This is a genomic window from Halomonas sp. XH26 (assembly GCF_024138895.1).
Lineage (GTDB): Bacteria > Pseudomonadota > Gammaproteobacteria > Pseudomonadales > Halomonadaceae > Vreelandella > Vreelandella alkaliphila.
Genome location: NZ_CP071889.1, coordinates 553,194 through 566,507 on the forward strand (window position 1 = coordinate 553,194; position 13,314 = coordinate 566,507).

Genomic DNA, 13,314 nt, shown 5'->3' on the forward strand with positions numbered 1-13,314 from the left:
TCAGTCTTCCTTGCGTTCAGGCGGTAGTAATAACGCTAGCACTCAATTGCCAGCATTTTGCTTGGCTTTTAGGCGAGCCAGAACATCGCTTCCTGACGTCTGCTGTTTGCCGATACCTGCCTGGGAAAGGCGCGCTTCCAAGTCAGCGCCGGAGTCTTGCGCTTGCATTGATTCACCGATCTTAAGCTTTTCAGCCTGGAGGGCCTGGCGCTCTTTAATACGCTCAAGGGAGGCAACGGCGCTGTTCATGCTGGCATTTTGGCCAGCATGTTGAGATGCCACGGCAGCCTGTGCTTTTTGCGCGGCTTCAGTGGCCTTGACGTGGGACATCTGCTGCTCAACGCGGCGAATTTCACTTTTCGATTTAGCGATGGTCGATTTCAGTGCTTCGATAGTGCCATCGTATTGGGTTACATTGGCCTGAGCGATTTCGCGCTCGCTTTCCAGGCGGGCAATTTCCCCAGCGACTTCTTCCGCTAAGCTCTGCTCGCCTTTTTCAAGCGCGGCCATGGCGCTTTTTTCATACTCTGCCATTTTATCCGACAGCGTATCCACTTCCTTGGCGGCAAGGTTGCGCCTGGCCATGATGGTTGTGAGTTCTTCATTGGCCCGGTTCATTGCTGTTTTAGCGTCACGCAGTTCCTGCTCCATGATACGAATCCCCTGACTATCGACAATCGCTTCGCCGGTTTCAGTGGCTTTGCCGCGCAGGGCGGTAAACATTTTGCGTAGTAACATCGGGTAACTCCTTAAATCGAACCAATCCGACGCTTGCGCGTGGGGCTTACAACAGGGTGATACTTAACAACAGGCGATATCTGGCTGGTGCCTGGATCACGTTAACTCGTGAGTATTTGAATCAACCGATTAAATCGGCAATTTCCAATGCAGCCTGAGCGCAAGCTTCGACTTCAGCACTGATGGCCTCAAGTTTGCAATCTGCAAACAGTTGGCCATAGACCACATAGTAATCTTCGTCACCCAGGGTGTGGATGCCAACGCTGACTAGCGGTAGGGTCATGCCTAAGCGCAACAAAGCATCGTTGAAGGTATGGATATTCTCAACCGCGCTGGTGGGAGCCACTTCGGTCATCACCAACCACTCTTGCTCGCAATGCGTCAGGGTAACAGGTAAGTCGCCGTAGTCCTTTAGCGTAAACACCAGCGAATCGTTGTCTTGGTCGAGAGTGATGTCAGCGTTAGGCCAGTTTAGCTCGTTCTGTTCTACGCTGTGTTTAATCGCTTCAAGTCGTGTCTGTGTATTCATTGAGCGTATCCTAATGGTCTATCCTGCATAGGGCTGTACATAGGACTGTAACAGCCGTGCCGGTGAGTAACGGAGTTGCTAGCTAAAAATTCTTCAGCATTTTACCGAATCAATCGATATTGCGTCTGCACCGATGGCAAACTAATCCGTTAGCACCCATAATGGTCAACGTTTCGACGGCGAGGAGAATCCCATGAAACTGCTAAATCGCTCTGCCCTGAGCGTCAGGCCGACCCAGACCTTCGTGGACTGGATCAATGCGCTCGAACCCACCATGGGAGACGACGACCTGACCCTGGACGACGTCGAACGTGAAAGTACGGTGTACCTTATCCCAGAGATGGATACCCCTGAAGCGCTTGAGACTTTTGTTCGTGAGCGCTATGCAGAAATCCTAGAGACTGAGCTGCGTGCCTGGGAAGAGGATGAGCGCCAATGGCCAGAAAAGCTTGATTGGTCACTGTTCCAAGACTTTTTACGCATTGAACATAGCTACCTTGCGATTGATCTTGACGACGAAACCGCACTTGAAATTTCTGAGGTTGATGACGCACTCCTGCTCGACAATGAGCAAGACTAGCGCATTGCCATCTTGATGTATGCGTATTGTGGAACCGGCCCAGGCCGGTTTTATTGTTTTTAATGGTGCAGTTTAGGAACGAACCACCATGCGATTGTTTGAAACTCGGGCGGGTGACGATGGTTTGCCAGGACCCGCGCGCGCGCTTGCCGTACTGGCACTCGTCACCGGCACGCTAATGGCGGTAGTCGACACCACCATGATTAATTTGGCCCTCCCGACGATTGCCGCAGATCTTAATGTGCCTGCCTCCAGAGCGGTATGGATCACCAATTTATTCCAAGTGGTCTGCGCGGCGTTCTTATTAGTGTTCGCAGGCATAAGTGAGCTGATCACCCGCAGGCGGCTCTATTTATTTGGTTTGGCCACCTTCGTTTTCGCGGCGTTAGGGGCGGCGCTTTCGCGTAATCTAGAAACGCTACTGATATTTCGCGCCTTGCAGGGGTTGGGGGCAGCGGCCACGCTGTCCATCGGTCCGTCGCTGTATCGGGCAATTTTTCCGTCACGTCTATTGGGTAGCGCTTTAGGCCTTAGCGCGTTAGTGGTGGCCGGTGGCTATGCAGCTGGCCCAACGTTGAGCGGCGTCATCCTCTCGTTTGCCGACTGGCCCTGGTTGTTTGCGCTTAATGTTCCGCTTGGTGTGTGTTCGCTATGGTTGGCTAGTCGTGCGTTGCCCCGAGATAAACCACGCCGGGGCAGCTTTGATGTGCTGGGTGCACTGCTGTCTATGTTGATGCTAGCCAGTTTCTTTCTCGCAATGGATGCAGTCGGCCATGCCGCACCGCTATGGCAAAGCGGTGGCTGGTCGGTGATAGCGGTGCTGGCTTGCGCGCTGTTTATTAGACGCCAGCGTCACGCGCCTTATCCGCTGCTGCCGCTGAGTATATTTGCTGAAAAACGCTTTACGCTGGCTGTTTCAGCGTCAGGGTTGGCCTTTATCGGTCAGGGGTTAACGTTTGTTGCGCTGTCGTTTTTTTATCAGGAGCAGATGGGATTCTCGCCACTGGAGACAGCTTGGCTGTTCACCCCTTGGCCGTTAGCGATTATGGTGGTTGGCCCCCTAGCGGGTCGTTTAGCTGACAGAATCAACCCGAGTCTTCTTTCAAGCGCAGGCTTAATACTGCTGATTATGGGATTAGTAGCGCTAGCACTCGTTGATGAATCTACCGGCGTGGCAGGCAGTCTGTGGCGCACCGCCTTGTGTGGCATCGGCTTTGGTCTGTTTCAGCCACCTAACAACCGCGAAATGATGGGCAGTCTTCCGCCTGAGCGAAGCGCTAATGTATCCGGCGTGATGAGCACTACCCGTACTGTTGGACAATCAGTTGGGGTGGCATTGGTAGGGGCGGCCTTGGCGTTGGGTTCACCTGTACAGATAACCCTATGGCTGGGGGCTGGCACCACGCTGCTAGCGCTGGTGGCTAGTCTTTCCCGGGTGGCGTTAGCCCAGCGTGCTCTCATTGAGCGGCGGGCATCGTCTGTTAGCAAGTAAGGGCGTACAATAAATTGGTTGCTGATTGAAGGAGAAAGTACTCATGGCGATGCAGACACAGATTGAGCAGAAGTTAGCGGCGTTAACGCCCGACGTGCTGCACGTAGAAAATGAAAGCCACATGCACAACGTGCCGGCTAACGCTGAGACGCACTTTAAAGTCACCCTGGTAAGCGATAGCTTCGATGGCATCATGCCGGTGAAGCGCCATCAGCAGATTTATGCGCTGCTCGCCGATGAGCTGTCTGGGCCCGTGCATGCATTGGCGTTGCATCTGTACACCCCAAAAGAGTGGCAGACACGTGGCGGCGAGCGCCCGAATTCGCCTAACTGTCGGGGCGGCGGCCAGTGACGCCAGACGTTATTCGCCGGCAGTATTTGGATGCAATGGGCATAACAGCCTGGGCAGCCAAATATCAACTGCCTAACGCACGACCTACGGAGGCGTGCGAATGGGAAGATGCGCCTGCTGTTACTCCGCCGCGAGAGCGCCTTCACGCGCTATTGGACGATGCACCTGCACCTCGCCCGCGTAATCAGTCACCGAAAGGTGATAGTGCTCCCGTTGCCACTCACACGGCATCGGCATCCTCTTCGGCCCCGGCGGCAGTGCGCGCGCTGCTGGGCCAACCTCCTGTTCCTGCCAGTAAGCCAGCCGACGCCCCCGTTGCTTCTACACTGGAAAATTCTACGCAGGAAAAAAAGCCGGTTAGCAAAGTTGAGCCGCTTACGTTCAGTCTTTCCTGTATGTGTGTTGGTGGGCGCTGGTTAAGCCTTCATGAGGGAGAAATAACGCCTATTGAACAGCAACTGCTGGCTAATATGCTGCGGGCAGCAGGCGTGTTGAGCGGTGAAATGCCCGCGGTGACGTATTTTAAATGGCCGCCAATGGCCAATACGTTCACGCCGGAGGAGCCGCTGGAAGAAGCGCAAGACGGAGTGGCTGCCTTTATTGCTGGCGCGGCGGGTAGGCAGGGCTGGCAGTTGGAACGCCTGTTGTGGTGGGGAACTGATGAACTAGCCGATGATTCCCCCTTAGCGCGGGTCATGGATGTTAGCCAGCAACGCAGCCAAACGTTGTCGCTGCCCGTGTGGCAGGGCCCTGCATTGAGGACACTTGCCGAGCACGGGAGTGCCAAGCGTAAGCTTTGGCCCGCGCTGGTGTCGCTTGGTCAGCAGTGGCGTGCTGAGGTTGCCACCCGGTGATAAGCCCATTAAGCGTTGCTGACAGTGCTGCGTTACAGGCGTTAGAAGCGCAAGCTAACAGTGGCATAAGTTCGCAGCATCTCCATGACGCGCTAAACGACCCTAATTCACAGGTGATTGGTTACTGGCAACCATCAGCTTCGGTTGGCCATGTGTCCGTTGGCGGTGTGCTGCTTGGTTATGCCATCGTGGTGCGTTTGCCATTTGAGGCAGAGCTTCAAGCGATTGGAGTGCTTCCACAGCAGCAAGGCCAGGGAATCGGTGGCAAGCTACTTGGCGCAGTGGTCGCCTGTGCTAGGCAGTGGCAAAGCGAACGCTTACTGCTTGAAGTGCGGGCAAGTAACCGACGTGCGATAACGCTTTATCAGCACTACGAGTTTAATGAAGATGGTCGGCGCCGAGGTTACTACCCGGCTGCACAGGGTGCCGCCGGGCGAGAAGATGCGTTACTGATGTCGCGCTTACTTTAAGACACGCTATCGCTTTCGATGTCTTCAAATTTGCTGAGTACACCCTGTAAACGGCGCTCCCACTCCTCACGTTCTTGCTTTAGCAGCGCGTTTTCGCCACGCAGCTCTTCGTTTTCAAGCTTCATCAATTCCAACGCCTCAACGGTGTCGGTAATTTTTTGTTCCAGCTGGTTAAATAACTCAAGGCTCATGCCTACCTCCAATAACGTCGACAGGCACACTACCTGTCATAACGGGGACAAAAACGTAATTCAGTTGGGCGAGCGTAACGCCGCTGCAGGATTGCGGCAAGCGCAGTTTACACGGGTTTACGAAGATAGAGGCGAGCCGCACTTTCGCCCGCCTGGGTTTCCCGATAAAGCTGCCAGTTAGTGGGCACGCTTGGAGATAGGGACTTTTCAGTTTCCAGGTAGATCATGGCATCGTCTGCAAGCCAGCCGCCGGTTTCTAATGCGGAACAGCAGGAAGCGGCTAAGCCTTGATGAAACGGTGGATCAAGAAAGACGACATCCGCAGGCTGTTGGCAGGGTTGGTTGAGAAAAGCGAGTGCATCGGTAGATACCACTCGGCCATTACTGGTGCTAAGGGTGATAATATTTTCACTAATTAGCGCGGCTACCCGGGAATCGCGCTCGACAAACGTAACGTTGCTGGCGCCGCGGGAAAGGGCTTCAAAGCCTAGTGCTCCTGTGCCTGCAAAGAGGTCCAGCACTTGTTTGCCAAACAGGTGTTGGCCTAGCCAGTTGAATAGGGTCTCACGCACGCGATCAGGGGTGGGCCGTAGCCCTGGGTGGTCGAGTACAGGCAACTGACGGCGGCGAAAGTCGCCGCCGATGATGCGTAGCTTACCCGGCGGTTTGGCAGGCCCGCGCCGCGCTGTCGATGAGCGAGAAGTAGAAGGGCGAGAAGAGCGTTGTCGTTTCATAACGCGGATTGTAGCGGGCTACTTATCCAAAGTCTTGGTCTGCGATGGTAGGATAATCGCAATGTTCACCTATTTAGTCGGATGACACCTATGTTCGGTTTTTTCAAACGTAAGAAAAAGCACGACTCCCAACAGGAGCAGCAAGATCAGCAGGCGCTGTCTCAGGAGGAGCATGGCGAAGTAGAGGCTACCAAAGAGTCAGCGCTAGAGCATAAAACAGAGCAGGCCTTGCCAACGGCGGAAGCTGTTGTGCAAGAAACGTCAGTGCCTGGAACCGAGCCAGCGGAACACAGTACATCCGTTGAAGAAACCGCTGAAAAGTCACAAACAAGTGAATCAGAACTAGCGCCTGAGCTAGCCTCTTCACCAGAACCAGAACCAGAACCAGAACCAGAACCAGAACCAGAACCAGAACCAGAACCAGAACCAGAACCAGAACCGGCCACAATATCTGCCCCTAAACCGGCCCTTCAAGAGAAGCCCGTGGCCGAAAAAGGCGAAAAGAGAGGCTGGTTCGCTCGTATTAAGTCAGGGTTAGGCAAAACCCGCGCCAATCTAACTGACGGTATTGCCGATCTGTTTCTGGGCAAAAAGCAGATTGATGATGAGCTGTTGGAAGATCTTGAGACCCAGCTGCTGATGGCGGATGTAGGCATTGAAGCCACTAGCGAGATTATTGAGCGCCTTGAAGCGCGCGTTTCGCGCAAAGAACTGAATAACCCAGAAGCGCTTTATCGCGGGTTGCAAGAAGAGTTGGCGTTGATGCTGGCGCCGGTAGCGACGCCGCTAAGTTTTGAAAAAGAGAGTGAAGGGCCTTTTGTCATTCTTGTGGTAGGGGTTAACGGCGTAGGTAAAACAACGACTATCGGCAAGCTGACCCAGCGTTTTCAACGTGAGGGTAAAAGCGTCATGCTCGCTGCAGGCGACACCTTCCGCGCAGCGGCGGTTGAACAGCTTAAGGTGTGGGGTGAGCGTAACAACGCGCCGGTAATTGCGCAGCATACTGGTGCTGATAGCGCTTCAGTGATTTACGACGCGGTGGCGGCTGCTAAATCACGTGGCGTGGATGTGCTGATTGCCGACACAGCAGGACGGCTGCACAACAAGAGTCATCTGATGGAAGAACTGAAAAAAGTTCATCGGGTCATGCAGAAGCTGGATAGCACCGCTCCTCATGAGGTGATGTTGGTGCTGGATGCGGGGACAGGGCAGAACGCCATTTCCCAGGCCAGCACATTTAATGACGCCGTGCCGATCAGTGGCATTACGCTGACCAAGCTGGACGGTACCGCCAAGGGCGGGATTATTTTCGCATTGGCGAAGCAGCTAAAAACACCGATTCGCTTTATTGGTGTAGGCGAAGGTCTGGATGATCTCCGCCCCTTTGAGGCAGATGACTTTGTTAACGCGCTGTTTGATCGGCAAGGGGATGATGGCCGCGCATGATCGCTTTTGAACATGTGGGTAAGCGCTATGGAGGGCGCTTTGATGCGCTGGCACACCTCAACTTTCGCGTTGCAAGAGGCGAAATGGTGTTCCTGACGGGGCATTCTGGTGCTGGTAAAAGTTCGTTGCTGCGACTAATTATGCGCCTCGAAAAGCCTAGCCGTGGCCGGGTAGTGGTGGCTGGGCACGACATTGCCGAGCTCCACGCCAGCCAAGTGCCGTTTTATCGTCGGCAAATTGGCGTGGTGTTTCAAGATCACCAATTGCTGTTTGATCGCAGTGTGTTCCGCAATGTATCTCTGCCGCTAGAAATCCAGGGGGTAGAGCCGCGTGAAACGGCGCGGCGCGTTCGTGCAGCACTGGATAAGGTCGGGCTTTTACACCGCGAAAAAGCGCTGCCAGTAGAGCTTTCCGGTGGCGAGCAGCAGCGAGTGGGCATTGCGCGCGCAGTGGTTAATAAGCCAGCTCTGCTGCTTGCTGATGAACCTACCGGTAACTTAGACCCACAGCTTTCTGCCGATATTATGGCGCTGTTTGAAGACTTCAACCGTATTGGCACCACCGTGATGATTGCCAGTCACGACTTAGCGCTGATTGCGCGACTACGTCACCGCATTTTGCGTTTGCAAGATGGTCGTCTGGTGGCAGATGAGGGGGCCGTATGAAACGTGCCGCCACACCCCGTCCTATAGGCGCAGCGCCCAAAGGTAAGCGACAATCGGCCAGAACTCCCAGTGAGCCACACGCCGAGCGGCGTGGCGCACGTTCACAGCAAACACGTTTTAGCAGCCGCTTACGCGCCTGGGGACGCCATCATCGTGCAATGGCACTGGATAGCCTTTATCGCCTGGTACGTCATCCTGTGGGTAATTTGCTAACCATGCTGGCCATCGCCATTGCGTTAGTCTTGCCTGCGGCGCTTTGGTTAACCTTGGACAGCGCTAAGCTGCTAGACGCAGAACTGGATGAGAGTGCAACCCTCACCGTTTATTTGGAAACGACCGTAGACGCTGCACAGTCCGTTCGCATTGAGGAGGCTGTCATCGCGGACGAAGGTGTCGAAACGACCCGCATTATCAGTGCCGAGCAAGGTATGGTTGAGTTTCAGCAGTCCCTTGGTATTGAAGATACCCTGGCAGGGCTGGAAGATAATCCACTGCCGGCCAGTATTGTGATTTATCCACAGAGCGTTGAACCTGCAGCTATGGCACAACTGGCACAGCGCTTGGAGGAGTTCTCTGGGGTAGACGAGGTGCGCGTGGATTTGGCGTGGGTAGAGCGTTTACGTCATTTGGCGGATCTTGGGCGACGGGTGGCGCTCGCGCTTGGGGTGTTGTTCGGCTGTGGTGTGCTGCTAGTGGTGGGCAACACTATCCGTCTTTCGGTTGAGAGCCGACGACGAGAAATCGAAGTAGTGATGCTCATTGGCGCGACCCATGCCTTTGTCCGTCGACCCTTCCTCTATAGTGGGGCTTGGTACGGCGTGGGGGGCGGTCTGCTGGCGCTGGGATTGCTGGCATTTGGCAACCACTGGCTGTCGATGCCTGTTGCCGCCTTGGCGGCAAGCTACGGAGCGAACTTTGTGTTGCCGCAGTTAGATGTGACAGGCTCTACAATTCTGCTATCTTGCAGTACACTACTGGGCTGGCTGGGAGCTTGGTTGGCTGTTACACGCCATCTCTCTAGCATACGCCCGCGTTGATTATGTTTGTTATGCGGTCAGTAGCGGGAATTTCCACCCCGTTTTGTGTCTTATGCAGTGAATGCATCGGTCATTTGAACCTTATGCTTAGGCTAAGGTCTTAGAGTTAACGGAACACCAACCACGATAGGTTTTAAGGGAGACCACCTGCACATGAGCACTAGTCTTCTACCGGTGGGTCAGCTTTCTCCAGGTCACGATCTGGGCGGCTATATTCAAGCGGTTAACGGCATCCCCGTACTAAGCGTTGATGAAGAGCGTGAGCTTGCATTCCGCCTCCACGATGAAGGTGACTTGGAAGCAGCACGCCGTTTGGTGCTATCGCACCTGCGTTTTGTTGTGCATATTGCTCGTAGTTACTCGGGTTATGGTCTGCCACAGGCTGACCTGATTCAAGAAGGTAACGTCGGTCTGATGAAAGCCGTTAAGCGTTTCGACCCTAATCAGGGCGTTCGCTTGGTATCATTTGCCGTGCATTGGATCAAAGCGGAAATTCACGAGTTTGTGCTGCGCAATTGGCGTATTGTCAAAATTGCAACCACCAAAGCTCAGCGCAAGCTGTTTTTTAACCTGCGTAGCGCCAAAAAACGCTTAGCTTGGCTAAACAACGATGAAGTTAACGCGATTGCGGAAGACCTCAACGTAAAGCCAGAAGTAGTGCGCGATATGGAAGGACGTCTGTCGGCTTACGATGCGGGTTTTGATGCGTCTCCTAGCGACGACGAAGAGAGCACCTATCAAGCGCCGGCGTATTTTTTAGATGACGCTTCCGCTGATCCGGCAACGCTGCTGGAAGACAGCAACTTTGAGGAAGATTCAACGCGTCGCTTACAGCTAGCCTTGAAAGGCCTTGATGAGCGTTCGCGGGATATCTTGCAGCGTCGCTGGCTCACTGACAACAAAGCGACACTGCACGATCTGGCCGATGTTTATGGCGTCAGCGCTGAGCGCATTCGCCAGCTCGAAAAGAATGCGATGAAAAAACTGCGCCAAAAAATGGGCGAAGCTATCGCTGCTTAATCACGTACACATATTGGTTAAGCATAAGATAAACGCCCCGAAGGCTCTGCCTTCGGGGCGTTTTTATTGGGCGTGCATGTTGTGTCACCGCTACCTAAGCTGGTTGTACGGCTGCTCGTAACAGCTGGCTAGACAGCAGCGCCCATTGGTCTTCCCAGTACTCGGTCGGCAAGCGCTTGAAATCACTGCGCACATACTGAGAAATACGCCCTTCAGCCTGAGCGATCAGCAGGTTGGCTGCTGCTGAAGCGGATATGCTGGTGCGTAGCCCTTCGCGCAGCTCAGCTTCCCGCAGTATCTGTTTTAACTGGGTTTCCAAGCGCTCAAACAGTTGGTGAACGCGCTGGCGCAGCCGGGCCGTTTCGCCAGTAAGTACATCGCCTCCCAGTACCCTGGCAAGCCCTGGGTTCTTTTCGGCAAAGCCGAGAAGCAAAGCCAGAATAGTGCCGCATCGAGACGCCGCATCGGGGATATCTTCTAGGATGCGGGTAATGCGCGCAAAGATGCTTTCTTCAATGAAGTCGATCAGCCCCTCAAACATGCGCGCTTTGCTGGGGAAATGCCGGTACAGCGCTGCTTCTGAGACGCCAACCTGGCGGGCAAGCGCAGCGGTTGTAATGCGCTTGCCGCTATCCTCTTCCAGCATAACGGCTAACGCTTGCAGGATTTGCTCGCGGCGGCGAGGTTTTTGTTCGTCACTCATGACGTTAGCCCTCCGTCGCGGTTAACCTGCGTCAGTAATCAGGGTGCCTACCCCAGCATTGGTAAAGATTTCCAGCAAGACCGCATGGGGAACGCGGCCGTCGATAATGTGGGCGCTGTTAACGCCGCCTTTTACTGCATCTAGTGCACAACGTATTTTTGGCAACATGCCACCATAAATCGTGCCGTCGGCGATTAAGGCGTCAACTTGAGCAGTGCTTAGTCCAGTTAATACCTCTCCCTCACTGTTCATCAGGCCCGCGACGTTGGTCAATAGCATCAGTTTTTCAGCGTTGAGTGCCTCGGCCAGTTTGCCTGCCACCAAGTCGGCGTTGATGTTATAGCTGTGGCCTTCACCGTCAACGCCGATAGGTGCTATTACCGGAATGAAGTCTCTGGCGGCGAGCATCTCAATGAGGTCGGTGGAGATAGACTCCACTTCACCTACGTGGCCAATGTCGATAATTTCCGGTGCGGTCATCTCAGGACTTTGGTGCTCTACTTTTAGTTGGCGGGCACGAATTTGCGCGCCATCTTTGCCGGTTAAACCAATGGCTTTGCCGCCGCTTTGATTGATTAGATTAACAATGCTTTTATTGACTAAGCCCCCTAGAACCATCTCCACGACGTCCATGGTTTGAGAGTCGGTCACTCGCATGCCGTTCACAAAGCGAGATTCGATATTCAGTTTTTCTAGCAGGCTGCCAATTTGTGGCCCGCCCCCATGGACGACAACCGGGTTAATACCGACCTCTTTCATTAGCACGATGTTACGCGCGAATGAATCGATCAAGGTGTCTTCAGTCATGGCGTTGCCGCCATATTTAACGACGACCGTTTTGCCCGAAAACTGCTGGATGTAGGGGAGGGCTTCTGACAATACCTCCACAACGACCTGAGGGTCGCGGCTAGTTGAACTCATGACGTTGTCCCTTTTGATTTTTTCCGTCGCTACTTTTTTATCGCGACCGTTATTACAGCGCGAGCATTGGCTTTTCCATGCGGCGTGTTGTCTAGCATTCTTATTGTGTCGCGCATTCGATTGGCACAATCACTTTTCTTCTGTTCACCCTGTCGTATCTATCCACGTTATTGAGGTTCAGGAATCATCAGCGTTGGTGAAATTTTCTCCAGCGCATTGGCAAAGCGCTGTTTTATTCGGCTAAGTGCCGCGGCATCGCTACCCTCAAAGCGCAGTACTAGCGCAGGAGTGGTGTTAGAGGCTCGGCACAGTCCCCAGCCATCGGCATAGTCCACGCGAATGCCATCAATCGTGGTTTTGATACCTTCGCCGAAGTCGCCCTCTCTAGCAAGCTTCTTGATAAGCGGAAATTTTTCTTCATCAGCGACCGCGATATTAATTTCAGGCGTGCTGATATCTTGTGGAAATTGATCAAACAGTTCATCGGCACTGCCGGGGTGGCGGGCTAGAATTTCAAGCAAGCGGGCCGCGGCGTAGAGGCCGTCGTCAAAGCCATACCAGCGCTCCTTGAAGAAAATATGCCCGCTCATTTCACCGCCCAGTTCAGCGCCGGTTTCCCGCATGCGTGCCTTGATTAGTGAATGCCCGGTGCGCCACATTTCAGGCTCGCCGCCAGCGTCGCTAATAACTCGCGCCAGGTTACCCGTGCATTTGATGTCGAAGATCACCTTGGCACCGGGGGTGCGTGACAGCATATCAGCTGCAAATACCATCAGTAGGTGGTCAGGGTAGATCATACGGCCACTTGGCGTGACAACGCCTAAACGGTCGCCGTCGCCGTCAAAAGCCAAGCCAATATCGGCACCTGTTTCCTTAACGCTGTGGATCAAGTCGCGTAGGTTTTCAGGTTTGCCTGGGTCGGGGTGGTGGTTCGGGAAGTGCCCATCAATGTCGGCGAATAATGGGGTGGTTTTTACCCCCAGGCGCTCAATAAGCTGCGGGCCCAACTCTCCGGCGACCCCGTTGCCACAATCCACAACTGCGCTCAGTGGGCGCTCGATATGGATGTCGTTAATAATTCTTTCAAGATACGCCGTGCGTAGGTCGTGCTGGCGAACACTGCCTTGGCCGCTGGTTAGGTCGTTTGCTTGGATGCGCTCATAGAGGGCGGTGATAGCATCACCGGAGAGCGTTTCACCCGCTAAGACGATTTTGAAGCCGTTGTAGTCAGGTGGATTGTGACTGCCGGTTAGCATTACCCCAGAGCAGCTTTCAGGCAGTGTGTGGGTGGCGAAATAAAGCACGGGGGTAGGCACCATGCCGATGTCTATAACGTCTCGTCCTGAGGCTGTTAGGCCGCGAATCAGCGCTGCTTGCAGGTGGGGCCCGGAAAGTCGTCCATCACGGGCAACAATGACCGTTTGCTCGCCTCGAGCGGCGGCTTCAGAACCAATAGCTCGGCCAATGAGTTCGGTGGTGGCCTCGCTCAGCGTATCGCCCACAATGCCGCGAATGTCGTAAGCACGAAATATCGACGCAGGTACGTTCATTGTCGCTCCTAGATATGCGCTAAAACAGCGCT

General features: G+C 54.2%; 16 protein-coding genes. 9 read left to right on the forward strand and 7 right to left on the reverse strand.

Annotated elements, in window-relative coordinates:
* Positions 1–42: 42 nt before the first annotated feature.
* Both J4377_RS02585 and J4377_RS02590 read right to left on the reverse strand, forming a co-directional pair.
* Complete coding sequence (locus tag J4377_RS02585) at positions 43–738, reverse strand: PspA/IM30 family protein (RefSeq protein ID WP_038481028.1); 696 nt, start codon at positions 736–738, stop codon at positions 43–45.
* 121 nt (positions 739–859) lie between these two features.
* On the reverse strand, positions 860–1,267 hold the full coding sequence (locus tag J4377_RS02590) for a DUF2170 family protein (protein WP_038481032.1): 408 nt from the start codon (positions 1,265–1,267) through the stop codon (positions 860–862).
* A 193-nt stretch (positions 1,268–1,460) separates the two neighbouring features.
* On the opposite strand from J4377_RS02590, the gene J4377_RS02595 reads away from it, so the two are divergent.
* From J4377_RS02595 to J4377_RS02615, 5 genes are all read left to right on the forward strand, one after another.
* Entirely contained in the window at positions 1,461–1,847 is a 387-nt protein-coding gene (locus J4377_RS02595; RefSeq protein ID WP_038481035.1) for a hypothetical protein, read from the forward strand.
* 88 nt (positions 1,848–1,935) lie between these two features.
* Positions 1,936–3,339 carry an MFS transporter gene (locus tag J4377_RS02600; protein WP_231658278.1) on the forward strand — a complete coding sequence of 468 codons (1,404 nt, stop codon included), beginning with the start codon at positions 1,936–1,938 and terminating at the stop codon, positions 3,337–3,339.
* 43 nt (positions 3,340–3,382) lie between these two features.
* Entirely contained in the window at positions 3,383–3,691 is a 309-nt protein-coding gene (locus J4377_RS02605; protein ID WP_038481041.1) for a BolA family transcriptional regulator, read from the forward strand.
* Positions 3,688–4,545, forward strand: coding sequence for a hypothetical protein (locus J4377_RS02610; protein WP_038481044.1), 858 nt, complete (start codon positions 3,688–3,690; stop codon positions 4,543–4,545). The genes J4377_RS02605 and J4377_RS02610 overlap by 4 nt, the downstream gene beginning before the upstream one ends.
* On the forward strand, positions 4,542–5,015 hold the full coding sequence (locus J4377_RS02615; protein ID WP_038481048.1) for a GNAT family N-acetyltransferase: 474 nt from the start codon (positions 4,542–4,544) through the stop codon (positions 5,013–5,015). The genes J4377_RS02610 and J4377_RS02615 overlap by 4 nt, the downstream gene beginning before the upstream one ends.
* Here the strand turns inward: J4377_RS02615 and zapB are convergent.
* Complete coding sequence (gene zapB, locus J4377_RS02620; RefSeq protein WP_038481051.1) at positions 5,012–5,206, reverse strand: cell division protein ZapB; 195 nt, start codon at positions 5,204–5,206, stop codon at positions 5,012–5,014. The genes J4377_RS02615 and zapB overlap by 4 nt on opposite strands.
* Positions 5,207–5,313: 107 nt before the next feature.
* Entirely contained in the window at positions 5,314–5,940 is a 627-nt protein-coding gene (gene rsmD, locus J4377_RS02625; protein WP_038481054.1) for a 16S rRNA (guanine(966)-N(2))-methyltransferase RsmD, read from the reverse strand.
* Between the two features lie 90 nt (positions 5,941–6,030).
* Between rsmD and ftsY the strand changes: the two genes are divergently transcribed.
* The 4 genes from ftsY to rpoH all read left to right on the forward strand — a co-directional run bounded on the left by ftsY (position 6,031) and on the right by rpoH (position 10,108).
* Positions 6,031–7,386, forward strand: a complete 1,356-nt coding sequence (gene ftsY, locus J4377_RS02630) for a signal recognition particle-docking protein FtsY (RefSeq protein ID WP_253486536.1) — start codon at positions 6,031–6,033, stop codon at positions 7,384–7,386.
* Entirely contained in the window at positions 7,383–8,051 is a 669-nt protein-coding gene (gene ftsE / locus J4377_RS02635; RefSeq protein ID WP_038481059.1) for a cell division ATP-binding protein FtsE, read from the forward strand. The genes ftsY and ftsE overlap by 4 nt, the downstream gene beginning before the upstream one ends.
* Positions 8,048–9,088, forward strand: a complete 1,041-nt coding sequence (gene ftsX, locus J4377_RS02640) for a permease-like cell division protein FtsX (RefSeq protein ID WP_095602790.1) — start codon at positions 8,048–8,050, stop codon at positions 9,086–9,088. The genes ftsE and ftsX overlap by 4 nt, the downstream gene beginning before the upstream one ends.
* 153 nt (positions 9,089–9,241) lie before the next feature.
* A complete protein-coding gene (gene rpoH, locus J4377_RS02645) occupies positions 9,242–10,108 on the forward strand; it encodes an RNA polymerase sigma factor RpoH (RefSeq protein WP_038481065.1) in 867 nt (288 codons plus the stop codon).
* 94 nt (positions 10,109–10,202) lie between these two features.
* Here rpoH and slmA read toward each other — a convergent pair whose 3' ends face one another.
* From slmA to J4377_RS02660, 3 genes are all read right to left on the reverse strand, one after another.
* Positions 10,203–10,811 (reverse strand): nucleoid occlusion factor SlmA, encoded by a 609-nt coding sequence (gene slmA / locus J4377_RS02650; protein ID WP_095602789.1) that lies wholly within the window; start codon positions 10,809–10,811, stop codon positions 10,203–10,205.
* A gap of 21 nt (positions 10,812–10,832) precedes the next feature.
* The gene (gene argB / locus J4377_RS02655; protein ID WP_009724121.1) at positions 10,833–11,732 is read right to left on the reverse strand and encodes an acetylglutamate kinase; all 900 of its coding nucleotides are present in this window, start codon (positions 11,730–11,732) and stop codon (positions 10,833–10,835) included.
* Positions 11,733–11,899: 167 nt separating this feature from the next.
* Positions 11,900–13,282, reverse strand: a complete 1,383-nt coding sequence (locus J4377_RS02660) for a phosphomannomutase/phosphoglucomutase (protein WP_253486538.1) — start codon at positions 13,280–13,282, stop codon at positions 11,900–11,902.
* Positions 13,283–13,314: the final 32 nt, after the last annotated feature.

What these genes read in the sequence shown, in the direction of transcription:
- J4377_RS02585 (WP_038481028.1), bottom strand. Translation starts at nt 738, where the DNA reads ATGTTACTACGCAAAATGTTTACCGCCCTGCGCGGCAAAGCCACTGAA.
- J4377_RS02590 (WP_038481032.1), bottom strand. Translation starts at nt 1,267, where the DNA reads ATGAATACACAGACACGACTTGAAGCGATTAAACACAGCGTAGAACAG.
- J4377_RS02595 (WP_038481035.1), top strand. Translation starts at nt 1,461, where the DNA reads ATGAAACTGCTAAATCGCTCTGCCCTGAGCGTCAGGCCGACCCAGACC.
- J4377_RS02600 (WP_231658278.1), top strand. Translation starts at nt 1,936, where the DNA reads ATGCGATTGTTTGAAACTCGGGCGGGTGACGATGGTTTGCCAGGACCC.
- J4377_RS02605 (WP_038481041.1), top strand. Translation starts at nt 3,383, where the DNA reads ATGGCGATGCAGACACAGATTGAGCAGAAGTTAGCGGCGTTAACGCCC.
- zapB (WP_038481051.1), bottom strand. Translation starts at nt 5,206, where the DNA reads ATGAGCCTTGAGTTATTTAACCAGCTGGAACAAAAAATTACCGACACC.
- rsmD (WP_038481054.1), bottom strand. Translation starts at nt 5,940, where the DNA reads ATGAAACGACAACGCTCTTCTCGCCCTTCTACTTCTCGCTCATCGACA.
- ftsY (WP_253486536.1), top strand. Translation starts at nt 6,031, where the DNA reads ATGTTCGGTTTTTTCAAACGTAAGAAAAAGCACGACTCCCAACAGGAG.
- ftsE (WP_038481059.1), top strand. Translation starts at nt 7,383, where the DNA reads ATGATCGCTTTTGAACATGTGGGTAAGCGCTATGGAGGGCGCTTTGAT.
- ftsX (WP_095602790.1), top strand. Translation starts at nt 8,048, where the DNA reads ATGAAACGTGCCGCCACACCCCGTCCTATAGGCGCAGCGCCCAAAGGT.
- rpoH (WP_038481065.1), top strand. Translation starts at nt 9,242, where the DNA reads ATGAGCACTAGTCTTCTACCGGTGGGTCAGCTTTCTCCAGGTCACGAT.
- slmA (WP_095602789.1), bottom strand. Translation starts at nt 10,811, where the DNA reads ATGAGTGACGAACAAAAACCTCGCCGCCGCGAGCAAATCCTGCAAGCG.
- argB (WP_009724121.1), bottom strand. Translation starts at nt 11,732, where the DNA reads ATGAGTTCAACTAGCCGCGACCCTCAGGTCGTTGTGGAGGTATTGTCA.
- J4377_RS02660 (WP_253486538.1), bottom strand. Translation starts at nt 13,282, where the DNA reads ATGAACGTACCTGCGTCGATATTTCGTGCTTACGACATTCGCGGCATT.